General features: G+C 37.1%; 15 protein-coding genes and 1 pseudogene. 11 read left to right on the forward strand and 5 right to left on the reverse strand.

What is annotated here, in order from left to right; all coding sequences use genetic code 11:
- Nucleotides 1–308: 308 nt before the first annotated feature.
- From MTBBW1_RS04265 to MTBBW1_RS04285, 5 genes are all read right to left on the reverse strand, one after another.
- Nucleotides 309–1,163, reverse strand: a complete 855-nt coding sequence (locus MTBBW1_RS04265) for an ABC transporter substrate binding protein (RefSeq protein ID WP_080799552.1) — start codon at nucleotides 1,161–1,163, stop codon at nucleotides 309–311.
- Nucleotides 1,160–1,354, reverse strand: coding sequence for a hypothetical protein (locus tag MTBBW1_RS04270; RefSeq protein ID WP_080799555.1), 195 nt, complete (start codon nucleotides 1,352–1,354; stop codon nucleotides 1,160–1,162). The genes MTBBW1_RS04265 and MTBBW1_RS04270 overlap by 4 nt, the downstream gene beginning before the upstream one ends.
- Before the next feature lie 224 nt (nucleotides 1,355–1,578).
- Entirely contained in the window at nucleotides 1,579–2,811 is a 1,233-nt protein-coding gene (locus MTBBW1_RS04275) for an MFS transporter (protein ID WP_186441072.1), read from the reverse strand.
- On the reverse strand, nucleotides 2,739–3,635 hold the full coding sequence (locus MTBBW1_RS04280; RefSeq protein WP_080799560.1) for a hypothetical protein: 897 nt from the start codon (nucleotides 3,633–3,635) through the stop codon (nucleotides 2,739–2,741). Before MTBBW1_RS04280 ends, MTBBW1_RS04275 begins: the two co-directional genes overlap by 73 nt.
- Before the next feature lie 260 nt (nucleotides 3,636–3,895).
- Nucleotides 3,896–4,849, reverse strand: coding sequence for a hypothetical protein (locus MTBBW1_RS04285; RefSeq protein ID WP_080799562.1), 954 nt, complete (start codon nucleotides 4,847–4,849; stop codon nucleotides 3,896–3,898).
- Nucleotides 4,850–5,260: 411 nt separating this feature from the next.
- Between MTBBW1_RS04285 and MTBBW1_RS04290 the strand changes: the two genes are divergently transcribed.
- From MTBBW1_RS04290 to MTBBW1_RS04345, 11 genes and pseudogenes are all read left to right on the forward strand, one after another.
- Nucleotides 5,261–6,328 (forward strand): ABC transporter substrate-binding protein, encoded by a 1,068-nt coding sequence (locus tag MTBBW1_RS04290; RefSeq protein ID WP_080799565.1) that lies wholly within the window; start codon nucleotides 5,261–5,263, stop codon nucleotides 6,326–6,328.
- A 32-nt stretch (nucleotides 6,329–6,360) separates the two neighbouring features.
- Nucleotides 6,361–6,960, forward strand: a complete 600-nt coding sequence (locus MTBBW1_RS04295) for a hypothetical protein (RefSeq protein WP_080799567.1) — start codon at nucleotides 6,361–6,363, stop codon at nucleotides 6,958–6,960.
- A 156-nt stretch (nucleotides 6,961–7,116) separates the two neighbouring features.
- Nucleotides 7,117–8,172, forward strand: coding sequence for a CNNM domain-containing protein (locus MTBBW1_RS04300; RefSeq protein ID WP_080799569.1), 1,056 nt, complete (start codon nucleotides 7,117–7,119; stop codon nucleotides 8,170–8,172).
- A gap of 35 nt (nucleotides 8,173–8,207) precedes the next feature.
- Nucleotides 8,208–11,111 (forward strand): DEAD/DEAH box helicase family protein, encoded by a 2,904-nt coding sequence (locus tag MTBBW1_RS04305; protein ID WP_080799571.1) that lies wholly within the window; start codon nucleotides 8,208–8,210, stop codon nucleotides 11,109–11,111.
- Between the two features lie 331 nt (nucleotides 11,112–11,442).
- A pseudogene (locus MTBBW1_RS04315) lies at nucleotides 11,443–12,163 on the forward strand (transposase).
- A gap of 160 nt (nucleotides 12,164–12,323) precedes the next feature.
- Nucleotides 12,324–13,550 carry an AAA family ATPase gene (locus MTBBW1_RS04320; protein WP_080799577.1) on the forward strand — a complete coding sequence of 409 codons (1,227 nt, stop codon included), beginning with the start codon at nucleotides 12,324–12,326 and terminating at the stop codon, nucleotides 13,548–13,550.
- Complete coding sequence (locus MTBBW1_RS04325) at nucleotides 13,544–13,768, forward strand: hypothetical protein (protein ID WP_080799580.1); 225 nt, start codon at nucleotides 13,544–13,546, stop codon at nucleotides 13,766–13,768. The genes MTBBW1_RS04320 and MTBBW1_RS04325 overlap by 7 nt, the downstream gene beginning before the upstream one ends.
- Nucleotides 13,769–13,837: 69 nt before the next feature.
- Complete coding sequence (locus tag MTBBW1_RS30290) at nucleotides 13,838–14,068, forward strand: BREX system Lon protease-like protein BrxL (protein ID WP_080799582.1); 231 nt, start codon at nucleotides 13,838–13,840, stop codon at nucleotides 14,066–14,068.
- A gap of 52 nt (nucleotides 14,069–14,120) precedes the next feature.
- Nucleotides 14,121–15,737 (forward strand): ATP-binding protein, encoded by a 1,617-nt coding sequence (locus MTBBW1_RS04335; RefSeq protein ID WP_080799586.1) that lies wholly within the window; start codon nucleotides 14,121–14,123, stop codon nucleotides 15,735–15,737.
- A gap of 150 nt (nucleotides 15,738–15,887) precedes the next feature.
- Nucleotides 15,888–16,223: a type II toxin-antitoxin system TacA family antitoxin gene (locus MTBBW1_RS04340; RefSeq protein ID WP_222423978.1), complete on the forward strand. Its 336-nt coding sequence runs from the start codon at nucleotides 15,888–15,890 to the stop codon at nucleotides 16,221–16,223.
- On the forward strand, nucleotides 16,223–16,717 hold the full coding sequence (locus MTBBW1_RS04345) for a GNAT family N-acetyltransferase (RefSeq protein WP_080799589.1): 495 nt from the start codon (nucleotides 16,223–16,225) through the stop codon (nucleotides 16,715–16,717). The genes MTBBW1_RS04340 and MTBBW1_RS04345 overlap by 1 nt, the downstream gene beginning before the upstream one ends.
- Nucleotides 16,718–17,008 lie beyond the last annotated feature (291 nt).

A 17,008-nucleotide genomic window follows, 5' to 3' on the forward strand; every position in this document is an offset into this window, starting at 1 on the left:
TTTACCGTGGAAATAGATACAAATTTCCATATTCGGGGGTGGCTGAATGCCGGCCATGACCGTTTACCGTGAAAATGACTATCTTTTTCATACTTGGGGATGATTGATACGCAATCATGCCTGTTTACCGTAAAAATGACTATCATTTTTATATTTGAGGTGATTGATACGTAATCAATCATGCCCGTTTAGGGGGAAACCCTTGTTTTCTAAATACCATTCAGAAAAGTGTGAACTTGCTGTCTATGATGATATGAAGGATGCCAAATATTTTTCATTCATGGCCGTATATTTCGCCCACAGGAATACTACTCATCAGATGAATCGCTAACTGTTTCAATATTCTTATGAATGATATCTGTGGCAGCAAGCAACATAATGGGAGGGGCAAAGTTTACAAGTTCAGCAGCTTTTAAATTAAACTCAATCAGAAACTGCTCTCCAGTATCCATTGGCAGATCAGATGGCGGAACACCATTGAGTATTTCAATTGCATACTGAGCAGATTGTTTTCCAAACTCATGAATATCACGTCCTATCCCCATGATAATACCTTGTTTTATATACATGGGGTCACCTGCACTGAAGGTCTGATACTTGACAAACTCTTCCTTGAAAATATCAAAGTGCTGGGAAAAAGATTGTGATGGCTGGACAAAAAAAAGTTTAACCTTTGGAAGAACATATTCAAGGCAAGCCCTTATACTCTTTCTTACCTCATCATCTGACTTCTTTTTACCTTCAGTATCTCTCAATGGAAACCCCTTATAAACAAAATTAAAGCCTGCCTCCTTTGCAAAAGCTTGCACCTGTTGAATACCACCTTCATGACTTGGAGAGCCTTCAAGATAAATCATGCCAAGCGTGGATGGGTCATCAAGATTCTCGAACAACATTTTTATCCCCATGGTAATATAACTTGGAGTTCCTATTCCGGTCAGATTCCTGCCTGAACTCTTCCAGTTGCTTAAAATGCCGGCATTGACAGGATCTGTCACGCCTGTAAAAACTATGGGGATAGATGAAATATTCTCTATGGCTTTCCTGGTACTTCTGGTACCTATGGTAAAAATCAAATCAAGATCTTTTCTGTCATTATATCCAAGCAAAACCTCATCAAGTTTTTTAATATCGTTTTTTGCATTAAAATGGTCTATGTCTATTTTTCAGCAAAACCCAACTCTTTAATTCCCGCCTTAAAACCCTCAAAAGCTGTGGAAAAAAGAAGCATATCCTGGTGCTGAACAACAGCAATTTTATAAATATCCTTTGCATGAATATTTAAAGGAATCAACAAGATACAGCTTAAAATACAAATCAATATCATGCTTGTTAAACGGTTTATATCTCTCATATTAGCCATCCATTTCAAAGCATTGTCAGAACTATGTTTATTGAGTTACTCTTTTTTGAATATCCGGCATAAATTCTCAAAATCGACACCTATAATCTCTTGAGTCTTTACAATAGTTCAAAAAGGGTACATTAATGTTTATTGAACTTAGCGCCCTTTGGGCAGGCTTTTTCCATAACCTCTTGCTTTTGCAGGATAAAAATGGAAATTCCTATACTATGAACTTACGACATGACTCTTTTTCTATATGCCAGCAAAAATGCAATTGCGCTTACAAGGCATAATGATCCCACGCAGCCTATTGTCTGGCGGGTATCAAGCCACACAGATAACGCACCAAAAACAATTGGCCCCAATGCACTTCCAACTCTTTCAATTGACTGAAAAACCGCCATTGGAGTATCTATCCCCATCTCCTTTGCTGTCTTTGTTTCCAGGAGCAGATTGACCTGGGACGGGAATGTTATACTGTTGGAGATACCAAGAACAAAAAGAACTGCAATTGATACAATAATAATATTAAGAATATTACTGAGATCAAGAAGCATAAAAATACACATGGAGGCACCAAGAACCATGTTGGAGATAAATATTCCCCAGACACTGTCCTTTGTGCCTTTGACAAATTTATTAAGCCATGTTGACAGAAGGATGCTGGATATTGCATAGAACATCATTATTCTTCCAACATCTGAAAAAGAGAAGTAATTCCTTAGAAAAATCGGCATTGTATAATAAAAGAAACCTATAAATATTATCCTTGTTACAATACCCTGTATAAAAATGGATACAAGCTCACCGTCCCTGAACAATAATCTGGCAAAAAGGGCAATGTTTTTTTCCACTTTTTTTTCAACCGGTTTCTCGTTCAGATCACCTTTTCCCTGTTTTTCACCCATCAAGTCAATTTCATTACCGTAATCCTTGAAAACCATATGGGCAAATTTTAGTACAATAAGCAGCATGACAGCAGAAAGAAAAAATACAACCTGATATGAAAAATACTCTTTGATGATCCCGCCTACTACAATACTGCAAAGCATCCCTCCGGAAAAAGCCGCTGTATATCCTGCAAGATGGCGTGCCCTGTTCTGGGGTTTGGAGTTCTCCACAATATATTTACGGCAGTAAAAAACAATCATTGAAAATCCCACAGCGCACAGCATTCTTCCTGCAATCAAATGAATTATATTGATTGCAAAACCACATGCAATAAACCCTGCCGCAGCACACACAAGACCTATCAATAGGGCTTTATATGGTTTTACAGAACAGTAGCTTGATCCAAGAAACATCAAAGTTGATGTAACCATTATCATGTAAAGTGTTATGGGGAGACCTATCAATATTGACTCAGGGAAAAGTGTATCAAGAAATGTATGATTTACAAGTAGCTCCTTTGTAAAGACAGGGAGAAAACTTGACTGAAGGTTTGCTGCAAGAATAAAGGTTGCCACAATGGGTCTGACATGCCCCGGAAAAGTCTTTTTTTCAAGATCTTCCCGTTTTTTATGAGTGACTCAATCTTGTTTTTATATATTTCAATTTTTGAAAGTATCTGAATCTTTCCTGAATGTGTTTTCTCACTTACAGCGTCGGCAAGTTGCTGAAGTGAATATAAAAAATGGGTCAGAATCAGCATCATGGGTGTAACTTTTTTTTCCATCTCCAGCAGGACAGATGCAAAACCTCCGGAATTTTTATCAATATTTGACGAAAGGCTGAGATTGGCAACACTCTTGTTCAGCTCTCTTATCATATGATAACCTGGAACAACAATTACATAAGATGCTATAAAGATAAGAAGCTCATATGTATATACAAGACACGCTATAATAATAGTGGAAAGATCTATCAGAAGTTTCCTTGAGCTCGCTTTGGTGTCAGACAAAACGCCAAGATGAATTTCTGCTATCACATCACCATTTTTACCATGAATCGGAGAGACAATAACTCTTTGAAATTGATCAGATACCTTGGCTGAATATATCTCCTCACTCTCTTTTAGTATTTTTATAAATGAAATAAAGGGGGCTGTTTCAATCACCTCAAAAAGATATTTTTTAATACCTCCAATTCTCTCTATTGGTATCTCAAGATCTATGGGAACTGAAAAATAGTTTTCAATAACTTTTCCCAGTTCAGATGCCTGTGCATCTGTCAATTTCTCATACTGCTCCTGGAAAATAACAATATTTCTATAAGTATAAAACGCCTGAGTAGCTGCTATAAAAAAGAATACAATAATAACCATTCTTTTTGAAGCTCTAAATGTATCCATAACATTTATTCCATATTTTTCTGTTATTTTACAAAAAAACACTTAATAGTTTATCAAAGAGGAAAATTGATTATCCCGTAAAAAATCAAAAGATTGTACCTATTTTTACTGTTCTCCCCCTCGCAAGTCTGCGAGAAGAGCTCATGGAGGTTTAATAGCAACAGTTTACGCCGGATATTCAAAAAAGGGTACACCTAAATCAAAAACGCCAAATCCACATGCCAGCAACTCATTGTTTGCTTTTTATTATTTGCTTTTTATTATTTGCTTTTTATTATTTGGTGCCATAGCTGCTGGATACTAACAATAAATTCGTAGTCATCTTTTATATTTTCATATTTATTAATATTAGCTTCAACTTTCTGCAGAATAGTTTCATCAAGCAGATTTTTATCAACACACTCTTTAAGATTGCTAACCGCTTTCATTTTCTTAAACAGCTCATAATTTTCCTGAAGGACAAGTACAAACATGTGTCGTTCATCCTGGCCTATATGGTCGCCTTTGCCTCCCTGTAATTCCAGCCATTTATCACCTTTCAAGGTATCAATAATCCCTTCGGCTTCAAAATAGCACTGCATATCCACGCCAGCAGTCTTTAGTATTTTTTTATCTTTTTTTACAATTGCATCTTTTAAATTCTCTATGTAATTATCAAATGGCCTCTCCATAAAACGATGCAATATCCAGTAAAGCATTGCAATGAGGACAAGAAAAACCAGCAGAAACTTTAAAATAACCTCTTTAACAATGGGCATTATCTTTTCTTTAATCTCTTTATCAGGAAGAAATACAAGCATATTGCCCTGAAAACTCTCTCTCTGCATAACAGGAAATGCCATTGCATATTCATTACCATGTTTACCCTGGACAATTGTTTCTCCAGTTCGTAACAAAAACTTCTCAATTTTAAGTGGATTTAAAGAGAAAAGAACCTTTTTCTCAGTATCAATGAATGCAAGATTGGAAATATCATCAGGAATTAAACCCTTAAGAAGCCTCTCATAGTTAAGTCTTTCAATTTTCTTTCCGTAAAGCAAAGATCTCTCAATCTTGCGCTTAATTGCCATACAGGACAATTTGTATTTTGTCAGATATCCATTCTCTATCCTGCGATAAAGAAAACCTATCTCAAGAACACAACTTAAGCACTGCATTCCAAGCACAACAAGTGTTGCCAGTACAATTATCTTTTTACCAAGACTCATTATCATTGTTGATCACCACCCTGACTGAAAATAGAGGGAACCTCAAAAACTGATTTTGAAAAGAAATGACGGATGCCAGTTATTCCAGACAATTACTGAAGGCATGTTCTCTATGCCCAAAATTTAAGGATTGACCAGTAATCAAAAAATCTATATCCTCTGACACTATTTTACCGTTATGAAAACAAAATATTATCAGGAGCCAAACCTGAGACACGCATGAAGAAACTCCCCAAAGATGGAAATCTTTGTATCCATTTCAAAGGAATAAGGAATTGATTTTTAATAACTTGCCCATTCATATCACCTCCAGCCACCTCTTACAGGCTTACGATGGGGAGCTTGGGTAAGTTAATTAAACCCAATTACTAAGCAAGGGATTATTGCTAAAAACAGACTTTTCCAGGAGGCAAAATATTGAAAAATAATGCATCAATTCTGAATAAAAAACAATCATTTTTACAACAAATATTTATGAGTCCCATGGTACTGTGCATTCTTATGATGATTTTGCTTCCTGCTGTAACAACAGAATGCTCTGATGCCAAGTACAAAATTCTTGCACTTCAGCACCAGGTATTTGGCTCCTACACAGCAGCATATAAAGGCTTTCTAAAGGGTTTAGATGATTCAGATATAAGGGGAATGGTATCTGTGGAAAATTACAATGCCGAAAAAAATATGGCAATTCTTGAAGGGAAGATAAAAGATATTAAAGAAAAGAACTCTTTTGACCTTTTATTTACCATGGGAACCCAAAGTACCAAAAAAGCCTCTGATATCATTCAAAATATACCTATTGTCTTTACAGTTGTTGGTTCTCCAGTCAACTCCGGAATAATATCCAACTGGAAAAGTTCAGGCTCCAATGTAACGGGAATTGCTACTCCCAACCAGGTATTAAAGGGTATTACTCAGATTTATGAACTGAGCAAGTTCACAAAAATAGGAATTACTTATCTTAAAGGCTCCCCAAGCCATGAAGCTGTTCTCTCACAGATAAAGGCAATGTGTAAAAAAAACGGTATAAAGTTTATTTATGATGGATTTTCTTTAACAAAAGGTAACGGTGACTCGTTGTCAAACGATGAAATCAGGTTCAACCTCAAAAAATCTCTGGATACAGTCCTTCCCCAGGTTGATGCAATGTATGTACAGGCATCGGGAACATATGAAAAAAATTTTTATCTGTTCAGAAATGCATTTAAAAAACACCAAACCCCATCCTTTGGAGATCCAATCTACATAAAAAAAGGAATTATAGTTGGAATTGGCGTCAACGATTATGCTTTTGGCCAACAGGCGGCAGAATACGCTGTAAAAATATTGAAAGGTACTCCACCTTCTGCACTTCCAATGGATACAGGAACCAAGTTTTCAATTCTTGTAAACCTTGAAGCTGCTCAAATGGTTCAGCTCGACCCTCTTCTTCTTATGCCAATAATGAATAGCGCAGATGCTATTTACCAGAAAATTACTGAGTAGAAATCAAAGACAATTCTGAACAGGAGAACCAGATGAAACAGATTAAAAAAGCAACGGAACAAGATAGAAAAAAAGTGGAGGAGTTGCGTATTTCAGAATTCAGCCGATCAACTGAATTTACGCTTTTAAAACCAGAAAAACTGTTATGGTCAAAGACAGATGATGAAAGCATTGTCCTGCTTGTTCTGGATGAAAATATGACTGCTCTTTCAACAATGAGGGGAATAACAGTAAATGAACGAACTGAAGCAGAAAAAATTCTTAAATGCACCGTACCTGCATCAACTGATTTTCCTGCCATTATATTTACCAGTGCTGCTACATTAAAGCCTTTTAGAAGAAGAGGCTTTAATCAGCTACTAAGGCTCTATTTTATACAATATGCATTAAAAAACAGTATTAAAACATTACTAAGCCCGGTTTATAAAAATGCTCCTCGTATTGAATTTATGAAAAAGCTTAATTATATATTCATAACACCAGAAAAAAACTGGCAAAAAAAACTCAATCCCAAATCAGAACGCCAGTTAGGCATTCTTGTGTGTGAACATTTTGAACATGCCATTAATATTATCAAACAAAACAACTCCTTTCTGATAAAAGAGTATCCATGGCATGGACAAGATATATAATAAGGAATCAATATTCCCCTGTTATTTCTAATGTGGTGGTCATCCGCCATGTATGTTATTTCACTTTTCCAGTTTTGCTCTGCTTGTCTTGCCCATAAACAACTTAGTCAGGTATAATCTGGATATAAAACTTAGGTACCACTCATTTAATAAGATATGAACACCGATACCCTGCTTTTAATTGCCTATGTGCTGCTGGCAATTGGCTTTTCATTTCTCTGTTCAGTTGCTGAAGCTGTATTACTGAGCATTACACCGTCATACATCGAGGGACAGAAGATAAAACGTCCCAAACATGCTGCGCTCCTGAAGCGATTGAAACAGGATAATGTTGATCTTTCACTTGCAGCAATTTTAACTCTCAATACCATCGCACACACAGCAGGTGCCATAGGTGCGGGTGCAAAAGCTAATGATGTTTTTGGGAGTACCTGGTTTGCCCTGTTCTCTGCGGTCATGACATTGGCTATTCTGTTTTTTTCTGAAATCATTCCTAAAACCATAGGTGCCATTTATTGGTCAAAACTCGTTATGCCGACTGCGCTTTTTGTGCAGGGTCTTATAGTAATTCTTTATCCAATTGTATGGATATCTGAGAAATTGACAAAGCTTATATCACGCGGAAAGCCCGTCCACAATTTCAGTCGTGACGAGTTTATTGCAATGGCGCGGCTCGGTAATGACAGCGGGCACATTCAAGATAACGAGTCCCGCATTATTCGCAATCTGTTTCGATATGGATCAGTGAAAGCCATGGATGTCATGACTCCACGCAGTGTAATGTTTGCCCTTGCAGAAAATAGAACTGTATCGGAGGAATTTGAGAACATCAAAGATAAACCATTCTCACGCCTTCCGCTTTATAAGACAAGTATTGACAACATTACCGGCTTTGTACTGAGGGATGACATTTTGTTGAGCAAAGCTTCAGGCCAGCAGGAAAAAATGCTCAAATCCCTTAAACGTTACATCCATGCTGTTCCTGAAACAGCATCATTGCCGATGTTACTTGACTATTTCCTGAAGGATCGTCAGCACATAGCTCTTGTAGTTGATGAGTATGGTGGGACGAGTGGAGTCGTAACCCTTGAGGATCTGGTTGAAACCCTGCTTGGTGTGGAAATCATGGATGAAATGGACAGAGTCGAGGATATGCGGGTACTTGCCCGTAAGCTATGGAAAGAACGTGCCAGATCAATTGGTATTGAGTAGTAACCTTCAGCAATGTGGCATTGGGATTTTAAAAATTGAAAAAACAATCCACAATTTACAACAAGCTAATACGTGACAATATCCCCCAAATAATTGAAAAAGCAGGGAAAAAAGCCATTATACGCCCCATAAGCGGCAAAGAACTCAAAGATGCACTGGGGCAGAAAATCCTTGAAGAGTCCTTTGAACTCTTTAACGAGTGGCAAAGAGATGATAAAAAGAATATTCTCAAAGAGGCTGCTGATCTTCTTGAGATTCTCCTTGCTGCCATTGAATTTCAAGGTTTTACCCTGAACGATCTTATGTCAAAACAGAAGGAAAGAACTCAGAAAAGGGGAGCATTCCAAAAACATCTTTTTCTGGAACAGGTGACAACAGCTCCTTCCTCCGGAGATGGAGCTGATGATACAAATAAAAATTTTATATATTCCACTGAAGACCTGCCCCCACTTTCACAGAGTCCATCTCTGATATATAACCCCGAACAGCAAAAAAAACTCCTTCGCACCATTCAAAGTGAACTTCAGATTAGTACAGAAGTCCGGCTTGCATCGGCCTTTTATTCGCCTGGTCAGGCCAATCTGCTTATTTCAGAACTGTCTGATTTTACAAGAAATGGCGGATTGCTGAAAGTTATTTTTTCCACAATGGGTAACATCACCCGCCCTGAATATTTCCCCCATTTTCAAACCCACGTTCCCGAAGCTCAGATGCGGATATTTCATCCACCGGATTTACCATTTGATAAACAGCCACCCAACTTTCATGTAAAAACATGGCTTTTCACCCATGGAGACGGAAGTGGTGCAATGCTCATAGGCTCTTCCAATTTCACCCAGGCAGGAATGCAGAAAAATGTGGAGTGGAACTACTTTACACCCCTTGAAATCAATCTGCTCAAAAATGAGAGCTCGATGGAAAAAAAAGAAGCGGAGAAAGCTTTCCCAGGTCATGGAAATCAAGACCATAAAGATAACAGATATTCCCTTACTTCCCACTATGAATCTGCTGTCAAAAACTATGATGAAATATGGCACTACAAGTCTGTACCTCTTTCAGATGAATTTTTAAAAGCTTATGAAACCCGCTTTGAAAAAGCCCGTACCGCTTTTCAAAGCCCATTTTCTGATCAGAAAAACAGAGGAGATGACAACAGCAAAATTTTTGACAGAATATCATCATGGGGCAGCCCTTCATATGAAAAAACTGTTGATAATTTTGATGGTGGTGATGGTTATGAAAATTTTTCGATTAAACCCAACGAAGCTCAACAGCAAGCACTTGAAACCCTTGCCGGTTTCAGGAAAAAACAAATTAATAGGGCGGCGGTGATTGCTGCTACAGGTATCGGCAAAACCTTTCTCGCAGCCTTTGATTTTATGCAAAGTAACTGCAAAAGCGTTCTGTTTATTGCACACAGGGAAAAAATTGTGGCAGATGCCATGAGAACCTTTAGAAAAGTTCTGAATTTAAAAGAGTTTGGTGCGGTGTATGGTGGTGGCAATATCCCTGCCGGAAAAGCAGATTCTCTGTTTGCAATGATTCAGACATTGAGCCGTTCAACCCGCCTTTCCTCCTTTGATCCAGAAACTTTTGAGTATATTGTCATTGACGAGTTCCACCACAGTGAAGCAACAACTTACCGGAAGGTTCTTAATCATTTCAAACCCCGCTTTTTGTTGGGGCTTACAGCAACACCGGAAAGGATGGATGGCCGTGATGTTCTTGAGTACTGCGATTACAATATTGTCTGCGAAATCAGGGTAATGGATGCCATAAAAAAAGGATGGCTGACACCGTTTCAATATTTTGCAATCTATGATGAAACAGATTACGAACAGATTACATGGCGGGGCAACCGATATGATGAAGCAGAGCTTGAAATTGCTCTTCAAAATGATACGCGCACCCTAATCATTGCCCAAAATCTAAAAAAATATCTGCCTTCATCAGGTAAAATCAAGGCACTTGCCTTTTGCAGTTCTGTGAGTCATGCAAAATACACAGCAAAACACCTGAACGACAATTTTCAAATTCCTGCCGTTGCCATTTGCGGTGATTCCAGCCATGAAGAACGTGAACAGATGATACTTTCACTTAAAAGAGAGAGCCATCCCCTCAATGTTATCTGCACTGTGGATATTTTCAATGAAGGGGTGGATATCCCTGAAATCACACATATTTTATTTCTCCGCCCTACCCTTTCCTTTACCCTTTTTTTTCAACAGCTTGGCAGGGGACTCCGGCTGGCTCCCAATAAAGATTTTCTGGTGGTGCTTGATTTTATCGGGAATTTCAGAAAAGTTCATATTGCCCCCCTTGCCCTGTGTGGATGCACAAGCCTTGAGGCATTTTCATCTGAAAAACGATTTGGAGACTTTCGTAACGGCAAATCAAATGTGGCCTCTATGGTGGAAAAGAACTTTCCAGAATCCTGTCATTTAAGCGCGGATGTTAAAATAAGGCGACTATGGCAGCAGGATTTAAAGCAGATAATCAACAGCAGCATGAGCCGTGCTGAACGTCTTAAAATAATCTATCATGACATAAAATCAGATCTGAACCGGGAATCTGCCCTGAATCTTGTTGATATGCTCTCAAATGCATATGATATTGATCCAGGACTCTACCTGAAACCATCGCCATTTGGCAGTTGGTTGAGGACAAGGCTTTACTGTGATCGTGAAAACTGTCCAGCAGAGGAACAAGCACTTCTGAACACACCTGGAGAAATATTTCTCAGATATATTGAAACAGGTCTTAATCCAACACGGTCTTATAAAATGGTAGTAATCAAAATCATTCTTGATATTGGGGGATATATCTGGCAAATTCAAGACATTGCAGAACCTTTCCGTGAATGGTATCTGACCAACAGTCAATACAGATACGACTATACTCCCCTGCAAAAAGTAAAAAACCTTCCGACTTGTCAATAAATGCTGCTATATCCCATCTGAAAAATATGCCCCTTGATAAATTGAGCAATAAACCCTCAGACTGTTTTATACTTGATAAAAAAAGAGGGACATTTACACTGAAAGATATCTATAAACCCTACTGGGAAAAAGATTTTTTTAGAGAAATGGTTAAAGACAGAGTTGAATTTGCACTGAAACGCTACTTTAAAGATTGCAAAAATTAGCCTAAAACAAATATCTACTCATAGGCGACACAAGTGATGTCCGGTTAGTTTTTTGCAAGGGTCGCAACTAAAGGTCAAATGCCTTATTATTGTTCTAACATTAAATAATAATAAGGAATGAACCAATGCATAGACCTTTAATTTTTAAACACAAAATCAACTCACGAACTTATAATTTATTTTTAGAACCTTTAGATGTAATTTTGTCATTTGTGCCAGAGCTTCTTTCCAGAGGAGACCGCCCTTTGCAGATGACTTTTGAAGACCAGATGAATGCTTTGATATATTTTCATCTTCAAGAACATCATTCTGCTCGCCATCTTGTGCAGGATCTCCGTGATAACGAGTTTGCCAAAAAGTGCATTGCACCGGAAGACGGCATTAGTCGAAGCAATTTCTCGGAAGTCATAAACAGCCGGGGACAGGAACAGTTGTAATTTGTTTTTCAAGAGTTGACTAAGTCAGCATATGGGCTACAAAGTTGGCAATGTGAAATATTTTGTCGGTACAGATATACATGATCTTACAGCCGGGCAAATCGCAACCATCTATAAACTCAGATGGAGAATCGAAACCTTTTTCCAATGGTGGAAAAAGCACCTGAATGTTTATCATCTGATTGCCAGAAGCCGCTACGGACTTATGGTCTAAATCCTTGGTGGTCTCATTACATATTTGCTAATGGCCATCTATTGCCGAAGGCAATTCAATGAAACTGTGTCAATCAAGAGGGTTAGAGAAATTCGGACAACCATTCTAAACGAACTGCACGGTATTTCTTTTACCTCAATTGATCACAATGCAATTTTCAAAGAGCAAGTTAGAAATCTAAATGCAAAAACCTAACCGGACATCACTGATTTAAACGGGCATGATTGATTTCGTATCAATCACCCCAAGTATAAAAATGATAGTCATTTTCACGGTAAAAGAATGCTGTTATCAGACTTTTATCGAATCCATCAAAAATTAATATTAAATAAATTAGGCTTACCGTGAGAAACTTATGATTTCTAAAATAACACTGGAAAATTTTTTTAGTTTCAGCCTTCCAGTAACTGTAGAACTCAATCCAGATATCAATATTCTTTTAGGAATTAACGGCAGTGGCAAAACAAATCTACTTAAAGCCATTCATCTGCTTCAGGAAAGCATTACTGGCAATGGGCTTGAACAAATATTATTGAAAGACTGGGGCGGTTTCAACTCTGTTGCAAATTTCAATTCAGAAGAAAAAAAATACATAAAGTTATCATTTGAATTTGATAAAAATTCCATAGAACATATCAACACCCAAAAAGGCTATCAATTTCCTGATAATCCGGTTTATGAATTAACAATTTACAGGATGGGGAATACTTCATACTATCTAAAGGAAAAACTGTACTGCAAAAGCATGACCCAAGATGGCAATGATTTCATCTATATGGAAATGACACATGGTCAAGGTGTTATCTCTACACTGGAAAAAGAAAAGGATGGGATTCAAAAATACCCGCAGAAAGAAAAACAGATCAATTTCAAGCCAACGGAGCCAGTCTTAAGGCAAATTTCTGACCCTGACCGCTTTTACCCTCTGTTCACTTTAAAAAGAGCGATAGAAGGAATATCAGTCTATTTCTATTTTGATACCAGTTTTCACAGTGTAATCCGTCAGCCCTCTGGTTATGGTACAGAAACGAAACTATTGCCGGATGGCCAAAATCTGATGACTATAATCAATCATATTAAAAACAACCATCCGTTAAGTTATGAAAAAATTGAAGACGCAATAAAAAAAATTAATCTAACATTCAAAGATATTAATTTTGCGTTTATGGGTTCTAAATTGTATCTTGTGCTTCGGGAAGAGTGCCTGTCAAAATCTGTTTCCATAGAGCATATTTCAGATGGAACACTTCGATATCTTATTTTGATGTCGATATTATTCAACCCCGAAAGGGGAAGCATTGCCTGTATTGATGAACCTGAAATTAGCCTACACCCGGATATGATCAACACAATTTCAGAAGCCATCAAAAAGGCTTCAAAAACCACACAATTAATAATCACCACCCATTCACCATTACTGCTTAATTCATTTGAGATAGATGATCTTTTGATATTTGAAAAAAATATTAAAAATGAAACCGCAATTTATAAAAAATCTATTGAGGACTTTGAAGAATGGATTGAGGATTTCATGGTCGGACAAGCCTGGATGCAAGGATTGCTGGGTGGGAAAAGATGGTAGATATTACAATTTATATTGAGGGGGTAAAACTTACAAATGCGTCTGCGATGACTGTTGACAGCAGTGCTTTTTTTCGCGAAAGCTTTTATGAATTATTCTCCCAAAAATTACATCCAACTGAATTTAATCTCAAAATAATACCTTTTGGCACTGTAACCCTGTCAAAAAGATGGACTTATGATGGGCCTAAGACGGGCACTGGAAGAAGAAGGTCTTGATTATCTTTTACCCTCATCCTCATTTGACGCTGCTATATCCAGAATCGAAGATATTGAGAAGAGGCATTTGTGAAAGACCACATTAACGCTCAAGGAGATCTAAGAGACACCAGAGTTGTTGAACGTTTAGCCTGTGGGTATCTAAAACTGCTGTTCCCTAATATAGAATCTGTTTCTATGGAACAATTTAATGAATACTGTTTACAACCAGCCATAGAGTTGAGATCAAACATCCGGAGGCAAATGGCGTATCTGGATCCGGAGTTTTCACCTTATATTGCAAAAATATCATTATTATGACACCCAAAATCTATAATCATTGGCATACTTCTTTTTCCACATAAGGACTCCCATGAAAAACTTACCCCTTGGTGTCAATACCATTGCAAGCATTAAAAGTCAGAACATGGTTTATGTGGATAAAACCCATATAGCATGGGAACTTATTAAACATGCTGGACGCTTCTTTCTCTCAAGACCAAGAAGGTTTGGCAAAAGCCTATTTATTGACACTTTAAAAGAAATTTTTGAAGGAAACAGTGAGCTTTTCAATGACCTTTATATTTATGATAAATGGGACTGGAGTCAAAAATATCCTGTCATAAAAATTGATTTTTCAGATGGTGCACTTCAAAACAGAAAAGATCTTGATAAAAGAATATATGAGATTCTCCACGACAATGCAGACAATCTGCAAGTTAAACTCAATACCACAAGAGATATTCCTGGAACCTTTGGAGAACTCATAAGATTTGCCCAAAAAAAACATGGTAAGAAAACCGTTGTTCTTGTTGATGAATATGACAAACCCATTCTTGATAATATTGAAAACAGCGCAATAACCGCTGATATGCGGGAGGGACTAAAAAACCTCTATTCCGTTCTCAAGGGGCAGGATGCACACCTTCAATTTGTCTTTATGACTGGTGTAACCAAATTTTCCAAAGTCACTCTTTTTAGTGGAGTTAATCAGCTCACAGATATCACATTAAATGAAAATTTTTCCACAATTTGCGGTTATACCCATAAAGATCTTAATAATCAATTCTCCGAACACCTAAAAAGTGTTGATCTTAAAAAATTAATGCACTGGTATAATGGTTATAAATGGCTTGGTAATACCCCTGTTTATAATCCTTATGATATTTTATTATTCATTCATAATAAAATGGCATATAGAAACTACTGGTTTGAAACTGGAAATCCAACATTTTTAGTTAAGCTTTTTCAGAAAAACCGATATTTTCTTCCAACTCTTGAAAATCTTGTGGTGACAGAAGAAATAATTGACTCTTTTGATGTGGAAAGAATAAATCCTTTGACTCTTCTGTTTCAGAGCGGCTATCTCACTGTGAAAAAAACCTTTACCCGCCGCCAAAGGATGATGTTCCAGCTTGAAATTCCCAATTTTGAAGTCAAAATTGCCCTGCACGACCATTTTATAAACGCCTACACCGATCTTGTGAATGAAAAAATAGGTTTGCAGGATAATTTATATGATTGCTTAGAGCAAGGAGATGTTCAAGGAATGGTTCATGTCATAAAACGTCTTTTTTCATCCATTCCATGGCGAAACTTTACACACAATGACCTTGCTGATTATGAAGGATATTATGCTTCTGTACTTTATGCCTTTTTCTCTTCCCTTGATGCAGAGATTATTCCTGAAGATATAACCAACCATGGACAGGTTGACATGACTGTAAAATCAGGAAAACATATTTATGTAATGGAGATAAAAGTGGTGGAACAGGAAAATATGGATGTGAATAAAACAGAGAATATGGAGTTTGCGGGTAAATCAAAAGAGACAAAGCACAATCCAGCGTTAAAGCAGATTCAGGAAAGAGGCTATGCAGAAAAATACAGGGGCATAAAAGGCGTGGCTGTACATGAGGTGGGGCTTGTATTCAGCAAAAAATTAAGGAACCTGACTCAAAATCACCACCTTTCATACCTGGACTTATGAACACTGCCTGGGAGTTGGGGATAAAAAATAGAGTAAACAGCATTTTTAATATTTACCGTGGAAATGGATACAAATTTCCATATTTGGGGGTGACTGCATCGCAGTCATGCCCGTTTACCTTTAAAAAATCCATTCAAAGATGTTGTCAAAATGGCACCAAGACAATATAATGCAAAAAATAATAATATAAAAAAAACTAATAAGGATTCCAAAATGAAAACAGAAGCTAAAATCTCTCGTGTCTCAGCCAGGGTAACTCCGAGTGTTTATAACACGTTAACAGAGGCATCTGAAATATCAGGAGCTACTATAAATCAATTTTTGGTTCAAGCAGCTCTGGAAAAAGCATATACTATTATTGAACATGAAAACAAAATCAAATTGAATAGACAATCAGCCGATCACCTGTTTCAAATAATAGAAAACCCCCCAAAGAAAAACCCAAAACTTGCTAAGGCAATAAGAACATACAAACAGGACATGTGATGCTAAAGATTGAGCTTTTAGATAAATCTCATGATAGAACTCAATTTGATTGCGGCAATCTAACTTTAAATATTTACCTGCAAAAAACTGCGAGGCAGCATATATCAAAAGGAATGTCTCGCACTTTTGTGCTTATAAATGATGATAATCCAAGAACCATTCTTGGTTTTTATACATTGTCAATATGTGAAATCGAAACAGACTATTTGCCAAGAAAAATTGCAAAACAATATCCAGATCAAGTCCCTGCAGTTAAACTGGCAAGACTTGCTGTATCGATGAAAAAACAAAATAATGGATATGGTAGTTATTTGATCGGCAGTGCAGTTGAAAAAGTCATCCTGATTTCTGAACATGTTGGAATAATAGGTTTATTTGTTGATGCCAAAGATGATCATGTAAAAAAATATTATGAGCAATTTGGTTTTATTTCCCTTCAAGGAAACCCTCTTATTTTATTTCTGCCAATGCAAACATTGAATAAATACAAATAGTACTTTTCATAGTATCTGTGGTGAAATATTCCTCCAAATTGAATGAATAAATTCCCCTATCCATTTATCTATAGCGCTCACCAAAATTGACACACCTTTGCTCACTTAAATTGATACACCCACTGTGCATCAACTTCAAAAGCAGACAAAAAAAATGTTGTAAAAAAAGGAAATGGGGAATAACGTTTAGTTTGCGAAAGCTCTTTAAAAAAAGAACACTAAACGAAATTCCCCATTCAAATACCATATTATATACAAGGTAGTTTACAAAATTACTACCAAAAAATAAAC

Source organism: Desulfamplus magnetovallimortis, assembly GCF_900170035.1.
GTDB lineage: Bacteria > Desulfobacterota > Desulfobacteria > Desulfobacterales > Desulfobacteraceae > Desulfamplus > Desulfamplus magnetovallimortis.